Source organism: Cupriavidus sp. C3SS-1 (assembly GCF_057073755.1).
Window position 1 is genome coordinate 572,707 of the sequence record NZ_CP172701.1, and the last position, 22,227, is coordinate 594,933.

Here is a 22,227-nt window from a genome sequence, read left to right on the forward strand (position 1 = left end):
TGGCCCGCTAACCTCCTACCCTATCCTGATCAAGGCCGCAGCATGTCAGGCTGCAAGGCACGCGAATCGGAGATAAAGGAGCGACCAATGACAAGTCAGCAATGTATGAGCGCTATCCGCATTGCCGCGGCAGTGGTCATTGCGGCCGCCTCCCCGGGTTACGCCCAAGTACAGCCAGAGTTTGCTGCGAAGCTTCAGGCACTGGGTAGAGTGACGGAGCCCCGTGCCACGGCGGCGTTGTATGCGCCCTCCTTGGCGACTCAGTCCTATACAGGAGTCAGGGTAACGAGAGATCTTGCCTATGGATCGGAAGACGGCCAGCGCCTCGATCTCTTCGCCCCAGAACCCATGTCGGCAGCGCCCCTCCCTGTACTGGTTTTTATACATGGAGGCGGCTTTGTCGCCGGCGACAAACATGCGGCGGGCAGCCCCTTCTATGACAATGTCATGCTGTGGGCCGTCAGGCATGGAATGGTCGGCGTTAACGTCAACCCCCGACTAGCGCCATTGCACCAGTGGCCGTCGGGGGCCGAAGATATTGGCCTTGCCGTCCAGTGGATAAGGAAAGGAATCGCAGCAAATGGCGGGGATCCCAAGCGCATCTTCATTCTGGGGCACTCTTCTGGCGCCGCCCTTGTCGCCTCGTATATTGCACAGCCGCACTTACATGGACCCGATGGCGTGGGCCTGGCCGGCGCGATACTCATGTCGGGAAATATCTTTGACCCGGCAACCGCTGATGCCAGCCCTTCACTTACCGCCTATTACGGCGATGACCAACGCCAATATGCCGAGCGATCAGCCATGCCCGGGTTGGTGCAGACACCAGTACCACTGATGGTGACATTGACAGAATTCGATCCGCTTCCATTTACAAGGCAGATCCTGGAGTTGCGCGACACGCTGTGCGGTCGAGGACATTGTCCAACCTTCACTCAATTCGCTGGGCACAACCATTTCTCGCAGGTCTACTCGATCAATTCTTCAGACGAGTCCATAGGTGCAGCTATCCTTTCCTTCGTCCGTGCCACTCCATAGCTTGTGAATTGGCCGTGGACAGCGGGCAGCGGGGGTTGTCGAAACGCGAACATCGTCAATGGGTCGGTCAGAGATGATCGATGCTTCGGGGCGGTCATCAGGCCGAGACCGGCCATGAGACGTCGTTGGTCAGCGCGACTACGCGGTCATTCGAACGTCGGCTCCGGCAACGCTAACGGACTTTCGCTGGCCAGATGCAATTCGTGCGAGTGCAGATTTTCGCGGTATGCCATCGACGAATGGTGTTGATCTGCGATTATGCGCGCGTCATCCTTGTCTACGATTGAAGTTGTGGAGACCGAACTTGCGGCTCCTGACGCGCCTTCAAATTACAGCACCGCCGTTGGGACTGATGACCTGGCCTACCAGGTAATGCTCGTCCGAGGCCAGGTAGACCGCCAGCGACGCGTATTCCGACGGTTCGCCCAGTCGCCCCAGCGGCGACAACTGGAACAGGCTGTTTCTCTCCGCTTCACTGGCATTGGCGATGTAGGCCTGGAACGGCGGCGTCATCACTCCGCCGCAGGCGATGGCGTTGACATAGATGTTGGCGCCAGCAGCGTCGATAGCAGTGGTCTTAGTCAGGCTGATGACGCCCGCCTTGGTGGCCGAGTAGCCAGGGCTGTGCATGCTGAGCGTACTCATGCCCGCGATCGAGGCAATGTTGATGATCTTGCCGCTGCGGCGCGGCTCCATCTGGCGCAGCGCGGCGCGGGTGCAATAGAACACGCCGTGCATGTTTACGCCCCACCACTTGAGCCAGTCGTCGTCGGTCAGCGACGACACGATGCCCAGCGACTGGCGCGGCATGGCCGTGGTGAGGTAGGCGTAGAGCTTGTTGCGGCGCTCGGTGTCCTTCTGGGACGCGGGGACGATACCGGCATTGTTGACCAGGATGTCCACCGCGCCAAAGCGCTCGGCGGCCTGCACGAACATGGCGTCGACGGCGGCCACATCCGACACGTCGCAGCGCAGCGCCAGGCAGGGCACGCCTTCGGCTTCGATCGCTGCGCGGGTATCCTCCAGCGTTTCTATGTTGATGTCGCAGATCACCAGTCGGGCGCCCTCGCGGGCCATGGCCCGCGCGATGGCACTGCCCAGGCCCTGTCCGGCCCCCGTGACGAGGGCGACTCTATCCTGCAGCTTATTCATGAATTCACTCCGCTCTGTACTGAGGGGAAACCTAGGCGCAGGCAGGGACGCCACCTGCCTCGCCGCGTTGGTGCCGGGCGATAGCCACCGCGGCCAGCGCAAAGAATATGATCGATATAATGCCCAGGAGGTCGGACGCCAGCACCACGTGCGAGAGCGGATTGGCAACCCCCCGGGCCTTCATCACATCCACGGCACGCCCCGCCATGACGTTGCCGATGGACAGGGCAAAGACGTTGACACTCAGCATGTTGAAGGCGCTGACCGTGGAGCGCATCTGCGGCGGTGTCAGGTTCACGATGCCGCCGTTCCCGGCCCCGTACAGGGCAAGCGGCAGGAAGAAGCCTGCGCACATGCCGGTGTAGAACACCAACGAACCGGGCTCGGCAAAGCGGTAGGCGATCATGGGCACCGCGCACACAGCGATGAACAGCACGACCACGGCGGCGTGCTTGCCGGGCAGCCGCTGCGCCATGCGATCCCCCAGCACGCCGCCCACCACCGAGCCCGCCGCGCCAAACACCAGTTGCAGTATGCCGATGCGCGAGGCAATGGCGGCGGCGTCCATGCCGCGCTCCTCCACCAGCCATAGCTGCGTGAACGTCAGGCCGACGAAGAAGAAGTGAAAGAGTGCAAAGCCGGTAATCATCAGCGACAGCGCAGGGCTACGGCGCAGCAGGCCCAGCGTGTCGCGCACCTGCTGCATGAAGGGGGCCCCACGCTCGTGCACCGGCAGTTGGCCCCGGTCGTCCTTGAGGCCGGCCAGCAGCGCGGCGACGGCAATGCCCACGCCACCCAGGGCATAGAAAGTGGTGCGCCAGCCATGCACGGCGCCAAAGGTACCAGCCAGCAGAAAACTGACACCGATGCCCAGCGGAATGCCCATGAAGAAGATGCCCATGGCCGTGCCACGCCGCTCCTGTACGAACAATTCGGCCAGCAGTGACACCGTGGACGGCACGAGCGCGGCCTCACCAATGGCGACGAAGAAGCGCGCCAGCGCCATCTGATCGAAGCTCTGGGCATGGCCCGAAGCCCAGGTGCACAGGCTCCAGACAAACACGCCACCGGCCAGGATGCGCGTGCGGCTGAAGCGGTCGGCCATGGAGCCGAGGAACACTACCGAGCACGCATAGCTCAGCACCCACACAGCCCCGACGAGGAAGCCGTATTGGGCGTTGCTGAGATGCAGGTCCGCGATGATCTGCGGCGAAAAGCCCAGCAGCATGTTGCGGTCAACCATGGCAAGCACGTGGATGACCAGCAAGCTGGCCAGCACGGCGGAGGGGCTCTTCTTCCAAAACATCTTTGTCTCCTGTTTCGAGTGCCTCTATCTGTCACGTATCAATATTTGTCGACCATGTGCTAAGGCGCATCCGTGCCGCTCTCCATGAGGGCGAGAGGGGCAAGCTTAGGCGGCAGGTCGTAGCGGCACTCCGCGTTGCATTGGCTTGCGGTTAGGCACCATGCCCAGGCGGGCCAGGGTTTCATCGGCGCTGTTCCAGAACGTGCCGGTCTGGTAGATGCGATGTGCGTCTTCGCCGGTGGCAACTTCACGATGCAGTTCGCGGGCAATGCGCACCATCGTTTCGATCTGCTGCACGGATGTTGCGCGCTGGCCGTTGGGGCCGAACAGCGTGTCTTCGATGCCCACGCGCACATGCAAGCCCAGCGCGATCGCCATGGCGCTCATCGGAAACACGTTTCGATTGAGCGTTTCGATCGTCAGCACGGCTCCGTCCGGCGTGCGGCGCACGAACTCGAGCATGTCAGCGGGATGCAGCCCGGCAGCGCCGCCACCGATGGCGACGTAGTTCAGGATCAGCGGTCCGTGGTAGACGCCGGCGCGAATCAGTCGCTCGACCGTCTCCAGGCCTGTCAGGTTGCCGAGCATGAAATGCGGCTGGATGCCCTTCGCGACCAGTCGCTTGATGTGCTCAACGTGCCAGGATGGGTTCGACGGCACGATCATGTCTCGATATGCCGCCTGGATGGCCGGGTTCGTAAGGGAAGTCCCCGCCACGTCAGCCTCGGTCATCAGTTCCATGATGTTCATCTGCGCGGTGTTGATGGCGACCGTGACCTGGTCCGGCTTCGGCTGCAATTCGGCCAGCATGTGACGCGTATCGTCGGCCAGCCATTTCGCGGCCTGGCTTTCGTCTTCCGGCGCGAAGGAGATCGAACCGCCCACCTGCAGCACCATCCTGGGCACGGCTGCGCGCAGTCGCGTCAGCATCTCGTTGAACATGGACAGCCGCTTGCTGCCCTTGCCGTCGGCCTCGCGTACATGCACATGGAGCACGGTGGCCCCCGCGTTGTAGCAGTCGACCGCCTTCTGGACCTGCTCATCCATGGTCACCGGAATATCGTCCGAATCGCCGGGCAACCACTGCGGCCCGAAGGGAGCCACCTGGATAACCAGCTTTTCCTGGTTCTCGGGCAGGAGGGAATCGTCTAGAAAGTGCATTTCAGTCTCACTTGATTGTGCGTAGCGCGAATCGTCTTCAGGCGGCGGCGCGCTCAGCCGACACTTGTTCCGGTTGCAGTGCTGCGAGTTCTTCCAGCAGGATCGGCGCGCCCAGGCTGCTGGTATGGATGCCAAGCACGCTGACGGCCTGCAGCACCGCGGCGATCTCTTCCTTCGTGGCGCCCAGTTCGAGCGCCTTGCGAATGTGGCGGCGGGTGCCCGGGGCGTACATGTGGGTGCATGACGCATCGACCGCAATGGCGATGAATTCGTAGACCTTGGGATCGAGCACGCCGGAGAGGACCGGGTGCATGCCCATCGCCATGAATTTCTCGATCCATGCCGGGTCCAGTTCGGCAATGGCGTCCCACGCGGGATTCCAGTTCCCGGTTGCCCGCAATTGGTCACACAGGGGTGTGGCGTTGGAGCGGATCTGGCTGCTCATGTTCGTTCTCCTCGACGGATTAGGTTGACTTCAGGCGCATGGCGCACGGGGGCGCCAATGTTGAAAAGTATCGGCCACCGGTCGGCATCAATTTGATGAAACACGACATACGCTTTAGAATTCACGACAGTCAGGGAAAACGCCATGCCCTACCAGCTACGAAGCGCCAGCCTCACCAATTACGTCGAAGTAGCCCGCTCGCTGGGCCTGGAGCCGTTCGCCTTTCTGCGGGCGGCCCGCATCAGCCTTGCAGCCCTGGTCGATCCCGATATCCGGATTTCCGCGGCAGCCGTGTCCCGTTTGCTGGATGTGTCAGCGCAGGCGGCAGGCGTGGAGGATTTCGGGCTCCGCATGGCCGAGACACGGGAACTTGCCAACCTCGGCCCCCTGGCATTCGTGATGCGAGAGGAGCCGACCCTGCGACGTGCGCTGGAATCGATGGTCCGGTACCTGCGCCTGCAGAACGAGGCCATCGCAATGCGTATCGACGGGGCAGACGGCCTGGCGACCATCCGGCAGGAAGCACTGGTCGGGCTTTCCGGCTCGCTGAGACAGTCCTCAGAATTGGTGGTCGGTGTCCTGTACCGCGTGCTCACGCTGTTCCTCGGTCCCAGGTGGAAACCTAGAAGCATCTGTTTCACCCATTCCGCGCCAGCCAGTACCGCGACTCACCTGCGCGTCTTCAAGATGCCGGTGCTGTTCAACCAGGAGTTTGACGGCATTATCTGCGACGCGTCCGACCTCGACGCCCCGCTTCCCTCCTACGATCCGGCCATCGCCCGCCAGGTGCGGCAGTATCTCGACGCGATGCTCGCCCGGTCCGAGGACAGCATGGCGGACAAGGTGAGACGGCTGATCATCGCCTTGCTGCCGTCGGGAGCGTGCTCGATCGACCGGGTGGCGGAGCACCTCGGCATGGATGAGAGGACGGTGCAACGCCGCCTGGCGAGCCAGGGCGAGCGCTACTCCGGGCTGCTGAACGCGATCCGGATGGATCTCGTCGGGCGATATATCGAGAATCGAGAACGTCACCTTTCGGAAGTGGCCGTCCTGCTTGGCTTTGCCTCGCTGAGCGCGTTCTCACACTGGTTCACCGGCCAGTTTGGATGCAGTGCCTCGCAGTGGCGAACCCGCGCTGCGATTGCGGAGCAGGCGGGGCGCATGCCAGAGCCTCGATAAGGACCTGCTCCCGTGGATGCGTCGCCGCTGCGCACGATGCTCACGTACCAGGCTCCGGTCCTGTTCGCATATAACGTCTTGTCCCAGCTTCAGTCGCTGCGGGCTGAACTTGCGTCACGCCAGATTCTTGATAAGAGTCGCTCGCTCGCCGCACTCGCTGATCTTCTCTGATTCTCTACTCCCAGCGCCTTCGCCTTCTGGTTCAGAGAGCACTTTGGCAAGACCGTGTCGAAGTGGCGGCAAGCTTCGAAAACCGCGGAAAGTCCAGTCGAGCCGAGGCCGAACTTCTTCAGACGTCGGACATTGAACCTGCCACTAACATAGGTGGCTGATTGTCGCCCTAAACGGCAGTTAGGACCCGTCAGTGTTGGACGTCTCAGGTGGGTCGCAAGCCGACGATTGAGCCCGGCCTGGCCTGTGAATGAGGGTCGACGACCGTGTCCGGCCAACAGGAGCCACTCGGGAGCGGCCGTCGCTCCGGCGAACGGCCGCGGGGGTGCACCCGGCTTGGCGCGCGGTACCGAAACGTCACGGTCTCGCAAGTCGTACGACGCACTTCTGCAAAGGGGCCGCGCTATACTTCGCGGCGATGCGTCCAGCGCATCCCCACCCCACCCCGCACCGCGAGAACCCGCCTCATGACCGAAGCCACCACCCTGACGCCCGACGAACTCTAGGAGCTTGATGATCTGCTGGACGACCTGCGCCAGCGCGCTGAGGAAATCCCGCAATGGGAGTTCTGCGACGGCTTTCTCACGGCCCTGGTCTGCACGCGCCGCCGCATCCCGGCTGCCGACTACCTGCCCATGCTGCTGGGCGACGGCGCGGCGCTCGACGTGGCCGAGGGCAGCCCCCTGCCGTTGCTGCCCGCGTTCCATGAAGCGGCTCAGCAGACCCGCTTCATGGAGCTGTGGCAGCGTCGATGGAACGAGGTGGAGCATCAGCTCGACCAGCCCGTGGAGACGCTGGAGGACGAACGCACCTTCCATCCCGAGGCCATGGACATGCGCGGCGCCATCTTGAGCCTGCCCCAGGAAGAGCGCGCGGAGATGGACGGGCGGGAAATCCCGTCGTTTGGCCAGGTGTGGGCGCTGGGCTTCATGTTCGCGGTGGAGAACTGGTCCGAGGAATGGGCCGCCCCACGCGACAAGGAAGCCGCCCAGTGGCTGGACGACGCGCTCGACGCCATTGTCGCCCTGACCGAGGACGACACCGGCCAGCCAGAGGTCTGCATGTATAGCGAGGATGGCCCGCCCAGCACCAGTCAGGCGCGCGTGGAAACCTTCGGCGAGGCGATCTGGGCTGTCTACGACCTGCGCCAGATCTGGAAGAGCCTGGGCCCGCGCGTGGAGGCCGTGGTGAGGGGCGAACAGCCCGGCCGCAACGACCCGTGTCCTTGCGGCAGCGGCAAGAAATTCAAGAAGTGCCACGGGAGATAAGGGATTCAGCCAGAATTGGCCGATTGTCTGCCCGAATTGCTCAGGCGAGTCGCATGAGGGTGGCTTCGTTCAGGAGTTGGCTCTAACTTGTAACCGGTCACTCGGGAGCGCCACGGAAATCATGGCGGCCATGCGAGCCAACGGGCGTGGGTATCGTCAGTACCGTGGGACCGACTCAGCATTCTAGGCGTCGGCTTTGGACCTGACAGCAGTCATCCAAGCACCGGTCCGACGGCTTTCAGTGTATATGAGGGCAGAAACTTCGGATCCTAGTAGCGCGCCGCCAGTGTTCCTCTGCGAGGACGTCGGTGGAAAGATTCCGCGCTTCGACGCCGCCCTCCCTCCACGCGCTCTGCCAGAGCGTTGCCAGCAAGCAGCATCCCGCTGCCATCACGTCGGCGGTTGGATTGTCAAATTGCGTCCATAGGTCATCGGCACGCGGCTTAGGCTTCTTGCCCTCGGATCGTGCATAGGCTTCCACCAGATCCATTGGCTTGGTGCAGGTAAACGTAAGCTGCATTAGCTTGACGACGTCGATAGCGGCCTGCTGGCCGCCCTCTACCAGTGCGCCGCGTCCGTGCGCCTGCGCCAACCGGTGAATAAGCGGGTCGACGTGATAGTCGACCATGTCGTCCTCATAAGCCACGTGACACCCTTCCCGTACGGCACCAGGCCAGGTTTGGTACCGCCGTTAACTTCGTCGTTTACAGTGCCTTCCACCTGGCGGTCCGGATCGCCATTGAACAGGTAGGAAATGTGCAGCGGTTGGCAACTGTCGCCAACATAAAGAGAGGGGATGCCCGCTGCGCACAGAAAACCGACCACGTCATCCTCTTTCGCGTACGCGACCATGGCATCGTAGATCTGCCAGCCGCCGAATGGCAACAGCCCGCGGCTTTCGTCCTCATCTGGATATTGCTTTTGGACTTCGTCGTAATAGCGTTGCCACGTTGAGAAATTGACGTTGTTCCACGGAAGGCACGGGTATTGCACCTGCATAGCCGGGTCGGTGAATTGCTGCACAGGCCACCCCTCAAGCCAGACCATGCAAAAATTTCTTGGTCGTATGTAGAACCGAAAAGGGTGAAGCAGATGATCTTTGGAGCGAATGTGGAAAAGGAACTGAAACTCGAGTTTGCGGTCCAGCCCAACATCGCTTGGAACGATTTGCCCAAGCTTCTGGAACTGAAAACGGACACACCGAGAGAGCAACTTCTTGAAAGTACATATTTCGATACCCCTGATTTCCTATTCCGCAAGCACGGTGCATCGCTGCGCGTCCGTAGCGTGGGTGGTCAGCTCGTCCAGACCTTGAAATCCGGGGGTGCCCCGACCGGCGGGCTGTACGACCGCGAGGAGTACGAGACGGTCGTCGGAACGTCCGAGCCCAATCTGGGGGCGCTTCAGAAATCGGAAAATATTGCGCGATAAGCCATAGGAAGCACGGCTGGGCGCTGGTTACCGGGCCGCGAAGGCCTCGAGCCCGCTTGACTTCATTGCTGATGGAGGTCGTGGCCACCGAGGCTTGTCGGAGGTTGTCGCGCACACAGGTCAGCTCCGCACCGCGGGCCAAGGCATGGGTGGCGTGGGTATGCCGCATCCAATGGGAGGGTCGGCCGCCATTCGAAAAATCCGCCACTTCTTTCAACAACCCACTGATTTGTATGGGAAATCAGACGTTTTGTAGCCCCGGAAGTTTTGCGTAATGGCTGCAGTTGCAGGCAGCGTAAGTCGAACAGGAGGATCATCATGCTATCCACCGACTTCGTCCGGCACTACACGGTCGGCACGAGGTTGCCGGCTATCTCGGAATCCGCCATCTAATTCCAGCGAGGTCGCTACACGGCACGGCGTCGCTGAGCGTGTTGTGGTTCTCGCGGCAGCAGACCTGGGAGCCATTCACCGCCCGCACCGGGTGGAAACGCCACGCGGCCACCAGGATCGCATTACCCGAGAAAGAAGGCTTTTCCGCTTCGGTCTGCCAGCCACGGACAGCCGCCTCGTGCCGTGGCCCGCCATCACGCGCCTGGCCGATATCGACATTCCCGAAGCCATGGCCATGGTCTCGGCCGGGTTGCGCCGGGGCGCCAGCCCGATCGACTGGCTTGGCATGCTGACGCCGGTCCCGCTCGCGGAATTGCGCTTCCAGCGCTGGGACGGCACGGCATGGTGCGATGCACAGATGGACGACATCGACCTGGCAGCACTCGCCGCGATGCGGCCGGTAGTTCCGCCGGGGGCATGGCAGGCGCGTTCCCCTGACCGCGACGCAAGCCGGCGCGATGCACGACATCCATTGAGCCGTGCCGGCCACAATGCGGACACCATGAGCGGTGTTCGCCGCACGACCAGCCTGCCTGACACTGGCCGCGCCGCCGCGCCGGCCTTCTGCACAACGCAGTGAAGTGCTGTCTTGACACCTCGCCGTCGGCCTTCTTTAATGGGTAACACACATCACGCCTGTCGCACGAAAAGGCTTACCCATTACATCAATCCATGATGCAACCTGGCGGCGTTGAAGATCCGCAGCGCAAGAAGGAAGAACTGCGCAGCTTCCTGTTCCTCACCGCGGTGATGGTGCCGGTCCTGTCGGTCATCACCGTGGCCGGCTACGGTTTTATTGTGTGGATGAGCCAGCTGATCAGCGGCCCACCGTCGCACTGAACCAGGCCACCCTGCAAGAGAATGCATATAGGCAACAACAAAAAGGCTGCAACACAGAATTAGACGGCCTTTAGCTGGAGTCACCGCATGCCAGCTGCAAGACCTACCATTCCCATCGGGCTGATCCCGTCCACCGAAGAGTGGCATATAGCAGGGATCGTGGTATACGCGCATCCTCAAAGCGCGGCCCAGGTTCGCGCCGCCGTCGAAGCCATGACCGGCGTGGAGATTCATGCTGCCAGCGACAACGGCAAGATGGTCGTCACCGTCGAAGCCCCCAGCTCGCGCGCCATCGCTGCACAGCTCACCTGCCTTCACCAGCTTGAAGGCGTGCTGTCCGCCACCCTGGTCTACCAGCACAACGAAGATGCCGAAGCCATGAACGAGGAGATCACCGATGAAAATCTCTCGTCGGGAATTCATTAAGCAGACCGCCATCGCGGCGACGGCATCGGTAGCCGGCATCCAGCTGCCCGCCGAGGCCGCCAACTTCGTGACCGACAGCGAAGTCACCAAGCTGAAATGGTCGAAGGCACCGTGCCGCTTCTGCGGCACCGGCTGCGGCGTCACCGTGGCCGTGCGCGACAACAATGTGGTCGCCACCCAGGGCGACCCGCAGTGCGAAGTCAACAAGGGCCTGAACTGCGTCAAGGGCTACTTCCTGTCGAAGATCATGTACGGGAAGGACCGGCTGACCAAGCCGCTCATGCGCATGAAGAACGGCAAGTACGACAAGAACGGCGAATTCGCGCCGGTCAGCTGGGACCAGGCGTTCGACGAGATGGAGCGCCAGTTCAAGCGCGTACTGAAAGAAAAGGGCCCGACCGCGGTGGGCATGTTCGGCTCGGGCCAGTGGACGGTATGGGAAGGCTACGCCGCGTCCAAGCTCTACAAGGCGGGCTTCCGCTCCAACAATATCGACCCGAACGCACGACACTGCATGGCCTCGGCCGTACAGGGCTTCATGCGCACCTTCGGCATGGACGAGCCGATGGGCTGCTATGACGATTTCGAGGCCGCCGACGCCTTCGTGCTGTGGGGCTCGAACATGGCGGAGATGCACCCGATCCTGTGGACGCGCATCACCGACCGCCGCCTGAGCCATCCGAAGACGCGCGTGGCGGTGCTGTCGACCTTCACGCATCGTTCGTTCGACCTGGCGGATATCCCGATCATCTTCACGCCGCAGACCGACCTGGCGATGCTGAACTTCATCGCCAATTACATCATCCGCAATAACAAAGTCAACAAGGACTTCGTCAACAAGCACACGGTCTTCAAGGAAGGCGTGACGGATATCGGCTATGGCCTGCGCCCCGACCATCCGCTGCAGAAGGCCGCGAAGAACGCCGCCAATCCCGGCGACTCCAAGCCCATCACGTTCGACGATTTCGCGAAGTTCGTCTCCAAGTACGATGCCGACTACGTCAGCAAGCTTTCCGGGGTGCCGAAGGACAAGCTCAACCAGCTCGCCGAGTTGTACGCGGACCCCAACGTCAAGGTGATGTCGTTGTGGACCATGGGGTTCAACCAGCATACGCGCGGCAGCTGGGTCAACAACATGGTCTACAACGTCCACCTGCTCACCGGCAAGATCGCCACGCCGGGCAACAGCCCGTTCTCGCTGACCGGGCAGCCGTCGGCCTGCGGCACGGCGCGCGAAGTCGGCACGTTCTCGCACCGGCTGCCGGCCGACATGGTAGTCACCAACCCGAAGCACCGCGAGGAAGCCGAGCGCATCTGGAAGCTGCCGCCGGGCACCATCGTCGAAAAACCGGGCTACCACGCTGTACTGCAGAACCGCATGCTCAAGGACGGCAAGCTCAATGCCTACTGGGTGCAGGTCAACAACAATATGCAGGCCGCCGCCAACATCATGGAGGAAGCCCTCCCAGGCTACCGCAATCCCGACAACTTCATCGTCGTGTCGGACGCCTACCCGACCGTGACGGCACTGTCGGCGGACCTGATCCTGCCCAGCGCGATGTGGGTGGAGAAGGAAGGCGCCTATGGCAACGCCGAGCGCCGCACGCAGTTCTGGCACCAGCTCGTCGACGCCCCCGGCGATGCGCGCTCGGACCTGTGGCAGCTCATGGAGTTCTCCAAGCGTTTCAAGGTGGAAGAAGTCTGGCCGGCCGACCTGGTAGCCAAGAAGCCCGAGTACAAGGGCAAGACGCTGTTCGACGTGCTCTACCGCAACGGCCAGGTCGACAAGTTCCCGGTCAAGGAAGTCAATGCTGAATACCACAATGCCGAATCCAAGGCGTTCGGTTTCTACGTGCAGAAGGGCCTGTTCGAAGAGTACGCGAGCTTCGGCCGCGGGCACGGCCATGACCTGGCGCCGTTCGACCGGTACCACGAGGAACGCGGCCTGCGCTGGCCCGTGGTCAACGGCAAGGAAACGCTCTGGCGCTACCGCGAAGGCAGCGATCCGTATGTCAAGGCCGGTACCGGCTTCCAGTTCTACGGCAATCCGGACGGCAAGGCCGTGATCTTCGCGCTGCCCTATGAACCACCGCCCGAATCACCGGACAAGGAATACCCGTTCTGGCTGGCAACCGGCCGCGTGCTGGAACACTGGCACTCCGGTTCGATGACGCGACGCGTGCCCGAGCTGTACCGCGCCTTCCCGAATGCAGTGGTGTTCATGCACCCGGAAGATGCCAAGGCAATGGGGCTGCGGCGCGGCGTCGAGGTCGAGGTGGTGTCGCGGCGCGGGCGCATGCGCTCGCGCGTGGAAACACGCGGGCGCGACGCGCCGCCACGCGGCCTGGTGTTCGTGCCGTGGTTTGATGCCAGCCAGCTTATCAACAAGGTCACGCTTGACGCGACCTGTCCGATCTCGCTGCAGACCGACTACAAGAAGTGCGCGGTAAAGATCGTCAAGGTGTAGCCGCCCACGCCAACCCATTAAGGAGACGCCATGAAGCCGAGCCGATCCTGGGCACCCCTGCTGGCCCTGTGCAGCTGGCTGCTGGCCGCATTCGCCATGTTCGTGGCCGCGCCGGCAGGCGCGCAAGGCCAGGGCCAGGGCCTGGTGGACGCAATGCGCGGCCCCACGCCCGTGGCCAGCGAGACCAAGGCCCCCATCCTCTACCCGACCGAGAACAAGGACATCCGGCGCACGCGCAACTACACCATGCAGCCGCCAACGATCCCGCACAAGATCGACGGCTACCAGCTCGACAAGGACTTCAACCGCTGCATGTTCTGCCATGCGCGCACGCGCACGGAGGAAACGCAGGCGATCCCGGTCAGCATCACGCACTACATGGACCGCAACAACAACGTGCTGGCCGACGTATCGCCGCGGCGCTACTTCTGCACGCAGTGCCATGTGCCGCAGGCCGATGCCAAGCCGCTGGTCGGCAACAGCTTCGTCGATGTGGAAACGATGCTCAAGGGCAAGCCCGGCGGCAAGAGCGCAGGCAAATAAACCACAACACAGGTGCGCGCCATGCTGGATCTCCTCAAGCGCTACTGGCGGACCATCAACCGGCCCAGCGCCTATTTCAGCCTGGGCTTCCTGACGCTGGGCGGTTTCATCGCCGGGGTGGTGTTCTGGGGCGCGTTCAACACCGCGCTGGAACTGACCAATACCGAGCAGTTCTGCACGGGCTGCCATGAAATGCGCGACAACGTGTACCAGGAGCTGCAGGGCACCATCCACTTCACCAACCGCAGCGGCGTGCGCGCCAAGTGTTCGGACTGCCACGTGCCCCACAACTGGACGTCCAAGATGGCGCGCAAGATGCAGGCGTCAAAGGAAGTCTGGGCGAAGATCTTCGGCACCGTCGACACGCGCGAGAAGTTCCAGGCGCACCGGCTGGAGCTGGCACAGCACGAATGGGCCCGCTTCAAGGCCAACGATTCGCTCGAATGCCGCAACTGCCACGATTACCAGTCGATGGACTTCACGCGCCAGAGCCCGCGCGCGCAGGCCATGCATTCCACCTACCTGGAAAACAAGGAGAAGACCTGCATCGACTGCCACAAGGGCATTGCCCACCACCTCCCCGATATATCGAAAGCGGAGGAAAAGTAGCGCGTGCAAAGCCTTTTGTCCGGGATCTCCTGTGATGGCATGGCCGGCGGCCCGGCGCTGCGGGCCAGCGGACTGGCATTTTCCCGTTTGGGACGCCCGGTCTTCGCCGGCATCGAGCTGGCGCTGGAGGCCGGCGGGCTGGTGCAGGTGCTGGGCACGAACGGCAGCGGCAAGTCAACGCTGCTGCGCGTGCTGAGCGGGCTGCTGCCGCCCGCTGAAGGCGGCGTCAGCTGGCAAGGCTTGCCGGTACGCACCGGCGACCCGTCCTACCTGCAGTCGCTGGCCTATCTGGGCCATGCCGACGGCATCGACACCGACCTGAGCGCCGCCGAGAACCTGCGCTTTGCCGCGAGGCTGGCCGGCCTGCGGCCATCGCCGGACGCCGTGCGAACGGCGCTGGCACGACTTGGCATGGAGCGCGCGATGCAGGCCCCGGTACGTACCCTTTCACAAGGCCAGCGCCGGCGCGTCGCGCTGGCCCGGCTGGCACTGATTCCGCGCACGCTGTGGCTGCTGGACGAACCGCTGACCTCGGTCGATGACCAGTCGGCCAGCCGCTTTCATGAACTGCTCGACGCGCACCTGCAAGACGGGGGCATGGCCGTGATCGCCACGCACCGGCTGCTTCCCGGCGGCGGCGACATCCTCGAACTCGGCGCAGCGCCGGCGCTTGCTCCGGCGTGAAGACACCATGATTGCCACCCTCGGCGCCATCGTCATGCATGACCTTTCGCTCGCCTGGCGGCGGCGCGGCAGCCTGCTGGGCAGCGTGGTGTTCTTCGTCATCGCCGCAAGCCTGTTCCCGCTCGCCATCGGCCCCGACCCGCAGCAACTGCGCGCGCTGGCGCCCGGCATCCTGTGGGTCGCTGCGCTGCTGGCGTCGATGCTGTCGCTGTCCCGGCTGTTCGCGCAGGAGTATGCCGATGGCAGCCTGGACCAGCTGCTGCTGTCGCCCCAGCCACTGGCCTTGCTGGTGCTGGCGAAAATCTGCGCCCACTGGCTGACCAGCGGCGTGCCGCTGCTGTTGCTGACGCCGCTGCTGGCGCAGCAGTACAGCCTGCCGCCCGGATCGGCGCTGCTGCTGTCAGCATCGCTGCTGGTCGGTACGCCGGCGCTGAGCCTGATCGGCGCGGTCGGCGCGGCGCTTACGCTGGGCGTGCGTGGCGGCGCCGTCTTGCTGTGCATCCTGGTATTGCCGCTGTGCGTGCCGGTGCTGGTGTTCGGCGCCAGCGCGGGCGCCGCGGCCGATGCGGGGCTGGACGTCATGCCGCAGTTCTCGCTGCTGGGCGCCTGCCTGGCGCTGTCGCTGTTCCTGTGCCCGCTTGCGACCGCGGCGGGGCTTCGCATCGCCATGGAGTAGGCCGCATGAGCCAACCGCTGCACTCCGCCCACGCAACGAGTCACCGGGGACAGATCCGTCGGCCGCGCTGGCTGGCCTTTGCCGCGCCGGTGCGCTTCTATCCGCTCGCGGGCCGGCTTGCGCCGTGGTTCTTCCTCGCCGCCGCGCTGTTGCTCGCGGCCGGCCTGTGGCTGGGCTTCATCGTGGCGCCGACCGACGCGCAGCAAGGCGAGGTTTACCGCATCATCTTCATCCACGTGCCGGCGGCGTGGATGTCGATGTTCATCTACCTGGTCATGGCCGGCTACTGCGCGCTCGCGCTCGTGCTGCGCACGCGCCTGTCGTCGATGATGGCTTCCGCGCTCGCGCCCACCGGCGCACTGTTCACCGCGATTGCGCTGTGGACCGGCGCACTGTGGGGCAAGCCCACGTGGGGCACGTGGTGGGTGTGGGATGCGCGCCTGACCTCCGAACTGCTGCTGCTCTTTCTCTACCTCGGCTTTATCGCGCTGGAGGCCGCCATCGACGAGCCGCGCCGCGCCGAGCGCGCATGCGCCGTGCTGGCGCTGGTCGGCGTGGCAAATATTCCGGTGATCTACTTTTCGGTGCAGTGGTGGAACACGCTGCACCAGGGGGCCTCGGTCAGCCTGACCGCCGCGCCGTCGATGGCCGCGACCATGCTGGCTGGCATGCTGGTGATGACGCTGGCGTGCTGGATGTACACCATCGCCGTGGCGCTGGTGCGCGTGCGCTGCATCCTGCGCGAGCGCGGCGAAGCCGGCACGCTGACGGCCGATCTTCGGGAGACTGCACCATGAGTGGCTTCACCCTGGCTTCGCTGTCGGGCCATGCCGGCTATATTGCCGCCGCGTTCGGCATGGCGCTCGCGCTGATCGGCATCGAACTGGTGCTGCTGGGCCGGCGCAGCCGCGCCAGCAAGGCCGGGCATTCACGGCGATGATGCGACGATGACACCACGACGCCGCCGTCTCGGCATGCTGCTCGCCGCGCTGGCCTGCGCCGGCGTGGCGCTCGCACTGGTGCTCAATGCCTTCCGCTCGAACCTGGTGTTCTTCTTCAGTCCGAGCCAGGTCGCCGCGCACGAAGCCCCCGCCGCGCGCAGCTTCCGCCTGGGCGGGCTGGTGGCGCCCGGTTCCATTCGCCGCGAGGGCGACGGCATGACCATCCGTTTCATCGTCACCGACAAGGCGCGCGAGGTGCCCGTGGTCTATCGCGGCCTGCTGCCCGACCTGTTCCGCGAAGGCAAGGGCGTGGTCGCGCGCGGCACGCTCGACGGCAGCGGTACGTTCGTCGCCAGCGAAGTGCTTGCCAAGCATGACGAGAACTACATGCCGCCCGAAGCGGCCGATGCCTTGAAGCAGGCGGAGCAGGTCAACCGCCGCATGGCCGGCCAGCTCGCGGAAGGCGAACGGGGGACGCAACGGTGAATCCGGAATTCGGGCATTTCGCGCTGATCGTGGCCCTGCTGGCCGCCATGGTGCAGGCCGCACTGCCGCTGGCCGGTGCCGCACGCGGCAACGCCGCCTGGATGTCGGTCGCCAGGCCCGCCGCGCGCGTGCAATGCGTGCTGGTGGTGCTGGCCTATTTGTCCCTGACACTGGCCTTTGCGGGCAACGATTTCAGCGTGCGCTATGTCGCCGCCAACTCGAACAGCGACCTGCCCCTTGCCTACCGCCTGGCAGCGGTGTGGGGCGGACACGAAGGCTCGATGCTGCTGTGGACGCTGATGCTGGCGCTGTGGTCGCTGGCGGTCTCCGTCTTCAGCCGCCGCCTGCCGCTGCCGGTGGTCGCACGCGTGCTCGGCGTGATGGGCGCGATCAGCGGCGGCCTGCTGCTGTTCCTGCTGTTCGCGTCCAACCCCTTCATCCGCCTGCTGCCGCCGGCCATGGCAGGGCGCGACCTGAACCCGCTGCTGCAGGACCCTGGCATGGTGTTCCATCCTCCCATGCTCTACATGGGATACGTCGGCTTCGCCGTGACTTTTGCCTTCGCCGTCGCCGCGCTGGTCGAAGGACGCCTGGACGCCGCGTGGGCGCGCTGGGCGCGGCCGTGGACCACCGTGGCATGGATGTTCCTCACACTCGGCATCATGCTCGGCAGCGCCTGGGCCTACTACGAGCTCGGCTGGGGCGGATGGTGGTTCTGGGACCCTGTAGAGAATGCATCCTTCATGCCCTGGCTTGCCGGCACGACACTGATCCACTCGCTGGCGGTGACCGAGAAGCGGGGCGCGTTCCGCGCCTGGACCGCGCTGCTCGCGATTTTCACGTTCTCGCTGAGCCTGCTAGGTACTTTCCTTGTGCGCTCGGGCGTGCTGACCTCGGTCCATGCCTTCGCTGTCGACCCGAAGCGTGGCATCTTCATCCTGGCGCTGCTCGGGCTGGTGACCGGTCTCGCGCTGGCACTGTTCGCGTGGCGCGCGCCAAGGCTGGCGCGGCGCACGGACTTCAGCCTGGTCTCGCGCGAGTCCTTCCTGCTCGCCAATAACGTGTTGCTGGCCATTGCCGCGGCCACCGTGCTGCTCGGCACGCTCTACCCGCTGCTGCTCGACGTGCTGGGTCTGGGCAAGATCTCGGTGGGGCCGGCCTACTTCGAACAGGTATTCGTGCCGCTGATGGCGCCGGCGGTCCTGCTGATGGGCGCGGCGCCGCTGGCGCGCTGGCGGCATGGCGAACTGCCGGACATGGCACGCCGGCTGCGCTGGGCCGCGGTGGCCAGCACCGTCATCGGTGTCGGCCTGTTGCTGGCGCTGCGCAACGCATCTGCACTGGCCGGGCTTGGCCTGCTGCTCGCGGCGTGGTGCGCGGCCAGCGCCGCAGCCAGCCTGGCGACGCGTCTGCGCAACCAGCGCGGCCGCCGCTTCGCCACGCTGCGCCAGCTGCCGGCCGGCTACTACGGCATGCTGCTGGCCCACCTCGGCGTGGGCGTGTTCATTGCCGGCGTGACGCTGGTCAGCAGCCAGGAAAGCTTGCGCGAACTGCCGATGCGGCCCGGCGCGACGGTGGCTGTCGGCGGCTACGATTTCCGCTTCGGCGGCGTGGCTCCGGCAACAGGCCCCAACTACGAAGCGCTGCGAGGCACTGTCGGTGTGTCGCGCCACGGCAGTCCGGTTGCCACGCTCGCGCCGGAGCGGCGCATCTACCGCAGCCAGGACACGCCGACCACCGAGGCCGCCATCGACACCGGCTTCGCGCGCGACCTCTACGTCGCGCTCGGCGAATCGCTCGGGGACGGGCGCTGGGCCGTGCGCGTCCATGTCAAACCGTTCGTCGACTGGATCTGGGTCGGGTGCGTGCTGATGGCGCTCGGCGGCCTGCTGGCCGCGAGCGACCGGCGCTACCGCCTGCGCCGCGAGGTCGCGAGCGCGTCAACGACCACCCATGACACCACGCAACCGCAGGCTCCCGCTCTGGCGCTCGCCGGCCATGAGGAGACGCAGGCATGACGCGCTTCCTGCTGCCGCTCGCGGTGTTCCTGGCGCTTGCGGTGGCGCTGGCCGCCGGGCTGCGGCACGATCCGCGCGAACTGCCGTCGCCGCTGGTTGGCAAGCCGGCGCCGGCGTTCGTACTGCCGGTGCTCGAGCAGGACGGCCACAAGCTCGCCACGGCCGACCTGCGCGGCAAGGTGTGGCTGCTCAATGTCTGGGCATCGTGGTGCACGGCCTGCCGCGCCGAGCATCCGGTGCTGGTCGACTTCGCGGCGCGCTCGCGCGTGCCGCTATACGGCCTCAATTACAAGGACCAGGACGGCGCCGCGCGCGACTGGCTGCGGCGCATGGGCAATCCGTACGCAGCGTCGCTCGTGGATGCCGACGGGCGCGTGGGCATCGACTTCGGCGTGTATGGCGTGCCCGAGACCTTCGTCATCGACCAGGCAGGCGTGGTGCGCTACAAGCAGGTCGGGCCGGTGACGCAGGAAGTGCTCGAACGCAAGCTGATTCCGCTGCTGGAGTCGCTGGAGAAGGGAGGTGGGCATGCGTAGCAGCGCTGCCCTCGCTTGCTGCGCGCTGGCATTTGCCCTGCACGGACGCGCCGCCACGCCCACCGACGCCGAACTCGACACGCGCGTGCATGCCTTGTCTGAACAACTGCGCTGCCTTGTCTGCCAGAACCAGACGCTGGCCGATTCCAATGCCGAGCTGGCGGTCGACCTGCGCCGGCAGATACGCGAACAGTTGCGCCAGGGCGCCAGCGACGACGACGTAATGCAGTATCTCGTGCAGCGCTACGGTGACTTCGTGCTCTACAAGCCGCCGCTCAAGCCGCTGACGTGGCTGCTATGGTTTGGCCCCATGCTGTTGCTGATCGCGGTCGGGGCGGGCCTGTGGCGCGTCCGGTCGCGCCGCGCCGCGCCCGCAGCCCCGCTCGACGATGCCGAACGCCGCAGGCTTGCGGAGCTGCTCGACGAGCCCCCGCCGCGCGCGTCCGCGCGCGCAGCCGACCCGTTGCCACCGCTATCACCGCCATGACCACCTTCTGGTTCCTTGCTGCCGCGCTGATGGCCGTGACCATGGCCCGGTTGCTGTGGCCGCTGTTGCGCCATCCTTCTGGCGCGGAGGTGGAGGATCGCCCGGCTCCGGCGCTGCGAGATGTCTTCCGGGACCAGTTGCGCGAACTCGACGCCGACCTGCGCGCCGGGACGCTGAGCCCCGAACGCCACGCGGAGGCGCGCGACGAACTCGCGCGCCGCCTGCTCGACGATACCGGACAGCCGGGCACCACGCAGCGCGAGCACCGTTCCTCCGCCTTGCTGGCCGCCGCGCTGCTGGCATTGCTGCCCAGCGTGGCCGTCCTGCTCTACCTGCATCTGGGCAATCCGGTAGCACTCTGGGGCGCCGGCGACATGCACGCGGCGGAGGACAGCCAGCATGAACTGAGCGTTGCGCAGGTCGAAGGCATGGTGAACCAGCTCGCCGCGCGGCTGCGCGACAAGCCCGATGATCCTGAAGGCTGGTCGATGCTCGCCCGCTCGTATACAGCGCTGGAGCGCTATGACGACGCGGCCGCCGCTTATGGCAGGGCCGTTGCACTCGCCCCAGACGTCGCGGCACTGCGCTCGGACTATGCCGACATGTTGGCCAGCGTGAATGGCGGCTCGCTCGAAGGGCCGGCAATGGCGCAGATCCGGCAAGCGCTGGCACTCGATCCCGACGATCCAAAAGGCCTCGCACTGGCTGCCAGCGCGGCCGCTGAGCGTGGCGAGACCAGCGAAGCCATCGCTTACTGGGAACGCCTGTACCGCCTGCTGCCCCCTGACTCGCAGACAGCGGCACGGGTTGCGGCCAATCTGGCAGCGGCACGCGGCATCGGCAAGCAGCACGCTGCCGGAAGCATCAGCGGCACGCTTGCGCTCGCGCCCGATGCCGGCAGGACACCGGGGCCAGATGAAACCGTCTTCCTCTATGCCCGCGCGGTTGACGGCCCGCGCATGCCGCTCGCCGTGCTGCGCCGGACCGTGCGCGACCTGCCCCTGCAATTCACGCTGGACGATTCGCAGACGCTGACGCCGGAACGCAAATTGTCGGGCCAGCAGCAGGTCATGGTGGAGGCGCGCATCTCGGCAAGCGGCAATGCGACGCCGCAGGCGGGGGATCTGGTCGGCCAGGCAGGGCCGGTGCGCCTCGGTTCCCAGGACGTACAAGTCGTGATCGGTGGCATGCAGCCGGCCGCGCGCTGACCGGGCGGCCGCCAACCGTCGGCCGGGACGCGGAAGCAGATTCCCTATGTGAACTGCTGCGCCAGGCCCACGGTCTGGCGCAGGTTCTCCAGCATATCCCGGACCATCTCCTCCAGCCCGTACCGCGGCGCCAAGCCCCAGTCGCGCCGCGCCACCGCATCATCGATCGAATCGGGCCACCCCTGCGCGATCGTCTGCCGGTAGTCCGGTTCATAGCGCACGTCGAACCCCGGCACCTGCTCGCGAATCGCCGCGGCCAATCTCGGCCGGCGTGAAGCTGACGCCGGCAATGTTGTAGCTGCCACGCTCGGTCAGCTTGTCCGCGGGCGCCTCCATCAGCTCGATGGTCGCGCGGATGGCGTCGGGCATGTACATCATCGGCAGCCGCTCGTCCTCGCGCGGGAGAAGGCAGCGGCCCCGGCGCTCAGGATGTCCTGAATCACCGGCGGGGAACCGATCATCGAATACACGACGATTTTGACGTCAGGGCGCAAGCGGTTCAGGCGACCGATCGTCTGCAGCCCGTCACTGGCTTCTTCCTGATTCAGTTCGTTGAAGACCTTCAGCCAGAACTTGGCACCTTCGGTTTGCTCGATCCACAGACCTATCACTTCCTTGCGACCGACGTAACGCCCGAGGGCGCAGACCTCGCCGTCCGGGCGCTGAAGGTTGTTGAAGACACAGATCGCGCCTTCTTTGAAGTCGTTGAGGACCAACATGCGCTGATGAATGTGCTAGGCGAGCTGAGTCGATGACCTGACC

The 22,227-nt window shown here is 64.8% G+C and carries 25 protein-coding genes and 3 pseudogenes; 19 read left to right on the forward strand and 9 right to left on the reverse strand.

What is annotated here, in order from left to right; genetic code table 11:
• Positions 1-87 precede the first annotated feature (87 nt).
• A complete protein-coding gene (locus tag ACIGJC_RS31305; RefSeq protein ID WP_483714821.1) occupies positions 88-1,038 on the forward strand; it encodes an alpha/beta hydrolase in 951 nt (316 codons plus the stop codon).
• A 324-nt stretch (positions 1,039-1,362) separates the two neighbouring features.
• Here ACIGJC_RS31305 and ACIGJC_RS31310 read toward each other — a convergent pair whose 3' ends face one another.
• The 4 genes from ACIGJC_RS31310 to ACIGJC_RS31325 form a co-directional block, all read right to left on the reverse strand.
• Entirely contained in the window at positions 1,363-2,190 is an 828-nt protein-coding gene (locus tag ACIGJC_RS31310) for an SDR family NAD(P)-dependent oxidoreductase (protein WP_483714822.1), read from the reverse strand.
• Between the two features lie 31 nt (positions 2,191-2,221).
• Positions 2,222-3,496, reverse strand: a complete 1,275-nt coding sequence (locus tag ACIGJC_RS31315; RefSeq protein WP_483714823.1) for an MFS transporter — start codon at positions 3,494-3,496, stop codon at positions 2,222-2,224.
• A 105-nt stretch (positions 3,497-3,601) separates the two neighbouring features.
• The gene (locus tag ACIGJC_RS31320; RefSeq protein ID WP_483714824.1) at positions 3,602-4,657 is read right to left on the reverse strand and encodes a beta-keto acid cleavage family enzyme; all 1,056 of its coding nucleotides are present in this window, start codon (positions 4,655-4,657) and stop codon (positions 3,602-3,604) included.
• Positions 4,658-4,694: 37 nt separating this feature from the next.
• Complete coding sequence (locus tag ACIGJC_RS31325) at positions 4,695-5,102, reverse strand: carboxymuconolactone decarboxylase family protein (RefSeq protein WP_483714826.1); 408 nt, start codon at positions 5,100-5,102, stop codon at positions 4,695-4,697.
• A gap of 144 nt (positions 5,103-5,246) precedes the next feature.
• On the opposite strand from ACIGJC_RS31325, the gene ACIGJC_RS31330 reads away from it, so the two are divergent.
• Both ACIGJC_RS31330 and ACIGJC_RS31335 read left to right on the forward strand, forming a co-directional pair.
• Positions 5,247-6,281, forward strand: a complete 1,035-nt coding sequence (locus tag ACIGJC_RS31330; protein WP_483714828.1) for an AraC family transcriptional regulator — start codon at positions 5,247-5,249, stop codon at positions 6,279-6,281.
• Between the two features lie 689 nt (positions 6,282-6,970).
• Positions 6,971-7,720 (forward strand): UPF0149 family protein, encoded by a 750-nt coding sequence (locus ACIGJC_RS31335; RefSeq protein WP_483715177.1) that lies wholly within the window; start codon positions 6,971-6,973, stop codon positions 7,718-7,720.
• Between the two features lie 238 nt (positions 7,721-7,958).
• Here the strand turns inward: ACIGJC_RS31335 and ACIGJC_RS31340 are convergent, their stop codons facing one another.
• Together ACIGJC_RS31340 and ACIGJC_RS31345 are read right to left on the reverse strand one after the other, a co-directional pair.
• The gene (locus tag ACIGJC_RS31340) at positions 7,959-8,348 is read right to left on the reverse strand and encodes a hypothetical protein (protein WP_483714829.1); all 390 of its coding nucleotides are present in this window, start codon (positions 8,346-8,348) and stop codon (positions 7,959-7,961) included.
• The gene (locus tag ACIGJC_RS31345; protein WP_483714831.1) at positions 8,279-8,743 is read right to left on the reverse strand and encodes a hypothetical protein; all 465 of its coding nucleotides are present in this window, start codon (positions 8,741-8,743) and stop codon (positions 8,279-8,281) included. The genes ACIGJC_RS31340 and ACIGJC_RS31345 overlap by 70 nt, the downstream gene beginning before the upstream one ends.
• Positions 8,744-8,812: 69 nt before the next feature.
• Between ACIGJC_RS31345 and ACIGJC_RS31350 the strand changes: the two genes are divergently transcribed.
• Positions 8,813-9,151, forward strand: coding sequence for a CYTH domain-containing protein (locus ACIGJC_RS31350; RefSeq protein ID WP_483715178.1), 339 nt, complete (start codon positions 8,813-8,815; stop codon positions 9,149-9,151).
• Positions 9,152-9,188: 37 nt separating this feature from the next.
• Here the strand turns inward: ACIGJC_RS31350 and ACIGJC_RS31355 are convergent.
• A pseudogene (locus ACIGJC_RS31355) lies at positions 9,189-9,326 on the reverse strand (tyrosine-type recombinase/integrase); the annotation flags it as partial.
• Between the two features lie 396 nt (positions 9,327-9,722).
• Here ACIGJC_RS31355 and ACIGJC_RS31360 point away from each other — a divergent pair.
• The 15 genes from ACIGJC_RS31360 to ccmI all read left to right on the forward strand — a co-directional run bounded on the left by ACIGJC_RS31360 (position 9,723) and on the right by ccmI (position 21,465).
• A complete protein-coding gene (locus ACIGJC_RS31360; protein WP_483714833.1) occupies positions 9,723-10,124 on the forward strand; it encodes a hypothetical protein in 402 nt (133 codons plus the stop codon).
• A 95-nt stretch (positions 10,125-10,219) separates the two neighbouring features.
• Positions 10,220-10,384: a periplasmic nitrate reductase, NapE protein gene (napE, locus tag ACIGJC_RS31365; protein WP_483715179.1), complete on the forward strand. Its 165-nt coding sequence runs from the start codon at positions 10,220-10,222 to the stop codon at positions 10,382-10,384.
• A gap of 87 nt (positions 10,385-10,471) precedes the next feature.
• Positions 10,472-10,810: a chaperone NapD gene (locus ACIGJC_RS31370; protein ID WP_483714834.1), complete on the forward strand. Its 339-nt coding sequence runs from the start codon at positions 10,472-10,474 to the stop codon at positions 10,808-10,810.
• Positions 10,782-13,277: a periplasmic nitrate reductase subunit alpha gene (napA, locus tag ACIGJC_RS31375; protein ID WP_483714835.1), complete on the forward strand. Its 2,496-nt coding sequence runs from the start codon at positions 10,782-10,784 to the stop codon at positions 13,275-13,277. Before ACIGJC_RS31370 ends, napA begins: the two co-directional genes overlap by 29 nt.
• Before the next feature lie 30 nt (positions 13,278-13,307).
• Entirely contained in the window at positions 13,308-13,820 is a 513-nt protein-coding gene (locus ACIGJC_RS31380) for a nitrate reductase cytochrome c-type subunit (RefSeq protein ID WP_483714836.1), read from the forward strand.
• Positions 13,821-13,841: 21 nt separating this feature from the next.
• Positions 13,842-14,429: a cytochrome c3 family protein gene (locus ACIGJC_RS31385; RefSeq protein ID WP_483714838.1), complete on the forward strand. Its 588-nt coding sequence runs from the start codon at positions 13,842-13,844 to the stop codon at positions 14,427-14,429.
• 39 nt (positions 14,430-14,468) lie between these two features.
• On the forward strand, positions 14,469-15,113 hold the full coding sequence (gene ccmA, locus ACIGJC_RS31390; protein WP_483715181.1) for a cytochrome c biogenesis heme-transporting ATPase CcmA: 645 nt from the start codon (positions 14,469-14,471) through the stop codon (positions 15,111-15,113).
• 7 nt (positions 15,114-15,120) lie between these two features.
• On the forward strand, positions 15,121-15,789 hold the full coding sequence (ccmB, locus tag ACIGJC_RS31395) for a heme exporter protein CcmB (RefSeq protein WP_483714839.1): 669 nt from the start codon (positions 15,121-15,123) through the stop codon (positions 15,787-15,789).
• A 5-nt stretch (positions 15,790-15,794) separates the two neighbouring features.
• Positions 15,795-16,586: a heme ABC transporter permease CcmC gene (gene ccmC, locus ACIGJC_RS31400; protein WP_483714841.1), complete on the forward strand. Its 792-nt coding sequence runs from the start codon at positions 15,795-15,797 to the stop codon at positions 16,584-16,586.
• Positions 16,583-16,729 (forward strand): heme exporter protein CcmD, encoded by a 147-nt coding sequence (locus ACIGJC_RS31405; RefSeq protein WP_483714842.1) that lies wholly within the window; start codon positions 16,583-16,585, stop codon positions 16,727-16,729. Before ccmC ends, ACIGJC_RS31405 begins: the two co-directional genes overlap by 4 nt.
• 7 nt (positions 16,730-16,736) lie before the next feature.
• Entirely contained in the window at positions 16,737-17,216 is a 480-nt protein-coding gene (gene ccmE, locus ACIGJC_RS31410; protein WP_483714843.1) for a cytochrome c maturation protein CcmE, read from the forward strand.
• Complete coding sequence (locus ACIGJC_RS31415) at positions 17,213-19,234, forward strand: heme lyase CcmF/NrfE family subunit (RefSeq protein WP_483714844.1); 2,022 nt, start codon at positions 17,213-17,215, stop codon at positions 19,232-19,234. Before ccmE ends, ACIGJC_RS31415 begins: the two co-directional genes overlap by 4 nt.
• Entirely contained in the window at positions 19,231-19,770 is a 540-nt protein-coding gene (locus ACIGJC_RS31420; RefSeq protein WP_483714845.1) for a DsbE family thiol:disulfide interchange protein, read from the forward strand. Before ACIGJC_RS31415 ends, ACIGJC_RS31420 begins: the two co-directional genes overlap by 4 nt.
• A complete protein-coding gene (locus ACIGJC_RS31425) occupies positions 19,763-20,257 on the forward strand; it encodes a cytochrome c-type biogenesis protein (protein ID WP_483714846.1) in 495 nt (164 codons plus the stop codon). The genes ACIGJC_RS31420 and ACIGJC_RS31425 overlap by 8 nt, the downstream gene beginning before the upstream one ends.
• Complete coding sequence (gene ccmI / locus ACIGJC_RS31430; RefSeq protein WP_483714848.1) at positions 20,254-21,465, forward strand: c-type cytochrome biogenesis protein CcmI; 1,212 nt, start codon at positions 20,254-20,256, stop codon at positions 21,463-21,465. Before ACIGJC_RS31425 ends, ccmI begins: the two co-directional genes overlap by 4 nt.
• Before the next feature lie 44 nt (positions 21,466-21,509).
• Here the strand turns inward: ccmI and ACIGJC_RS31435 are convergent.
• Positions 21,510-21,864 (reverse strand): annotated as a pseudogene (locus ACIGJC_RS31435) (NAD-dependent epimerase); the annotation flags it as partial.
• Positions 21,865-21,989: 125 nt separating this feature from the next.
• Positions 21,990-22,088 (reverse strand): annotated as a pseudogene (locus ACIGJC_RS31440) (transposase); the annotation flags it as partial.
• Positions 22,089-22,227 lie beyond the last annotated feature (139 nt).

Coding starts and splice junctions, on each gene's coding strand:
- ACIGJC_RS31305 (WP_483714821.1), top strand. CDS start 88: ATGACAAGTCAGCAATGTATGAGCGCTATCCGCATTGCCGCGGCAGTG.
- ACIGJC_RS31310 (WP_483714822.1), bottom strand. CDS start 2,190: ATGAATAAGCTGCAGGATAGAGTCGCCCTCGTCACGGGGGCCGGACAG.
- ACIGJC_RS31315 (WP_483714823.1), bottom strand. CDS start 3,496: ATGTTTTGGAAGAAGAGCCCCTCCGCCGTGCTGGCCAGCTTGCTGGTC.
- ACIGJC_RS31320 (WP_483714824.1), bottom strand. CDS start 4,657: ATGCACTTTCTAGACGATTCCCTCCTGCCCGAGAACCAGGAAAAGCTG.
- ACIGJC_RS31325 (WP_483714826.1), bottom strand. CDS start 5,102: ATGAGCAGCCAGATCCGCTCCAACGCCACACCCCTGTGTGACCAATTG.
- ACIGJC_RS31330 (WP_483714828.1), top strand. CDS start 5,247: ATGCCCTACCAGCTACGAAGCGCCAGCCTCACCAATTACGTCGAAGTA.
- ACIGJC_RS31340 (WP_483714829.1), bottom strand. CDS start 8,348: ATGGTCGACTATCACGTCGACCCGCTTATTCACCGGTTGGCGCAGGCG.
- ACIGJC_RS31350 (WP_483715178.1), top strand. CDS start 8,813: ATGATCTTTGGAGCGAATGTGGAAAAGGAACTGAAACTCGAGTTTGCG.
- napE (WP_483715179.1), top strand. CDS start 10,220: ATGCAACCTGGCGGCGTTGAAGATCCGCAGCGCAAGAAGGAAGAACTG.
- ACIGJC_RS31370 (WP_483714834.1), top strand. CDS start 10,472: ATGCCAGCTGCAAGACCTACCATTCCCATCGGGCTGATCCCGTCCACC.
- napA (WP_483714835.1), top strand. CDS start 10,782: ATGAAAATCTCTCGTCGGGAATTCATTAAGCAGACCGCCATCGCGGCG.
- ACIGJC_RS31380 (WP_483714836.1), top strand. CDS start 13,308: ATGAAGCCGAGCCGATCCTGGGCACCCCTGCTGGCCCTGTGCAGCTGG.
- ACIGJC_RS31385 (WP_483714838.1), top strand. CDS start 13,842: ATGCTGGATCTCCTCAAGCGCTACTGGCGGACCATCAACCGGCCCAGC.
- ccmA (WP_483715181.1), top strand. CDS start 14,469: ATGGCCGGCGGCCCGGCGCTGCGGGCCAGCGGACTGGCATTTTCCCGT.
- ccmB (WP_483714839.1), top strand. CDS start 15,121: ATGATTGCCACCCTCGGCGCCATCGTCATGCATGACCTTTCGCTCGCC.
- ccmC (WP_483714841.1), top strand. CDS start 15,795: ATGAGCCAACCGCTGCACTCCGCCCACGCAACGAGTCACCGGGGACAG.
- ACIGJC_RS31405 (WP_483714842.1), top strand. CDS start 16,583: ATGAGTGGCTTCACCCTGGCTTCGCTGTCGGGCCATGCCGGCTATATT.
- ccmE (WP_483714843.1), top strand. CDS start 16,737: ATGACACCACGACGCCGCCGTCTCGGCATGCTGCTCGCCGCGCTGGCC.
- ACIGJC_RS31420 (WP_483714845.1), top strand. CDS start 19,231: ATGACGCGCTTCCTGCTGCCGCTCGCGGTGTTCCTGGCGCTTGCGGTG.
- ACIGJC_RS31425 (WP_483714846.1), top strand. CDS start 19,763: ATGCGTAGCAGCGCTGCCCTCGCTTGCTGCGCGCTGGCATTTGCCCTG.
- ccmI (WP_483714848.1), top strand. CDS start 20,254: ATGACCACCTTCTGGTTCCTTGCTGCCGCGCTGATGGCCGTGACCATG.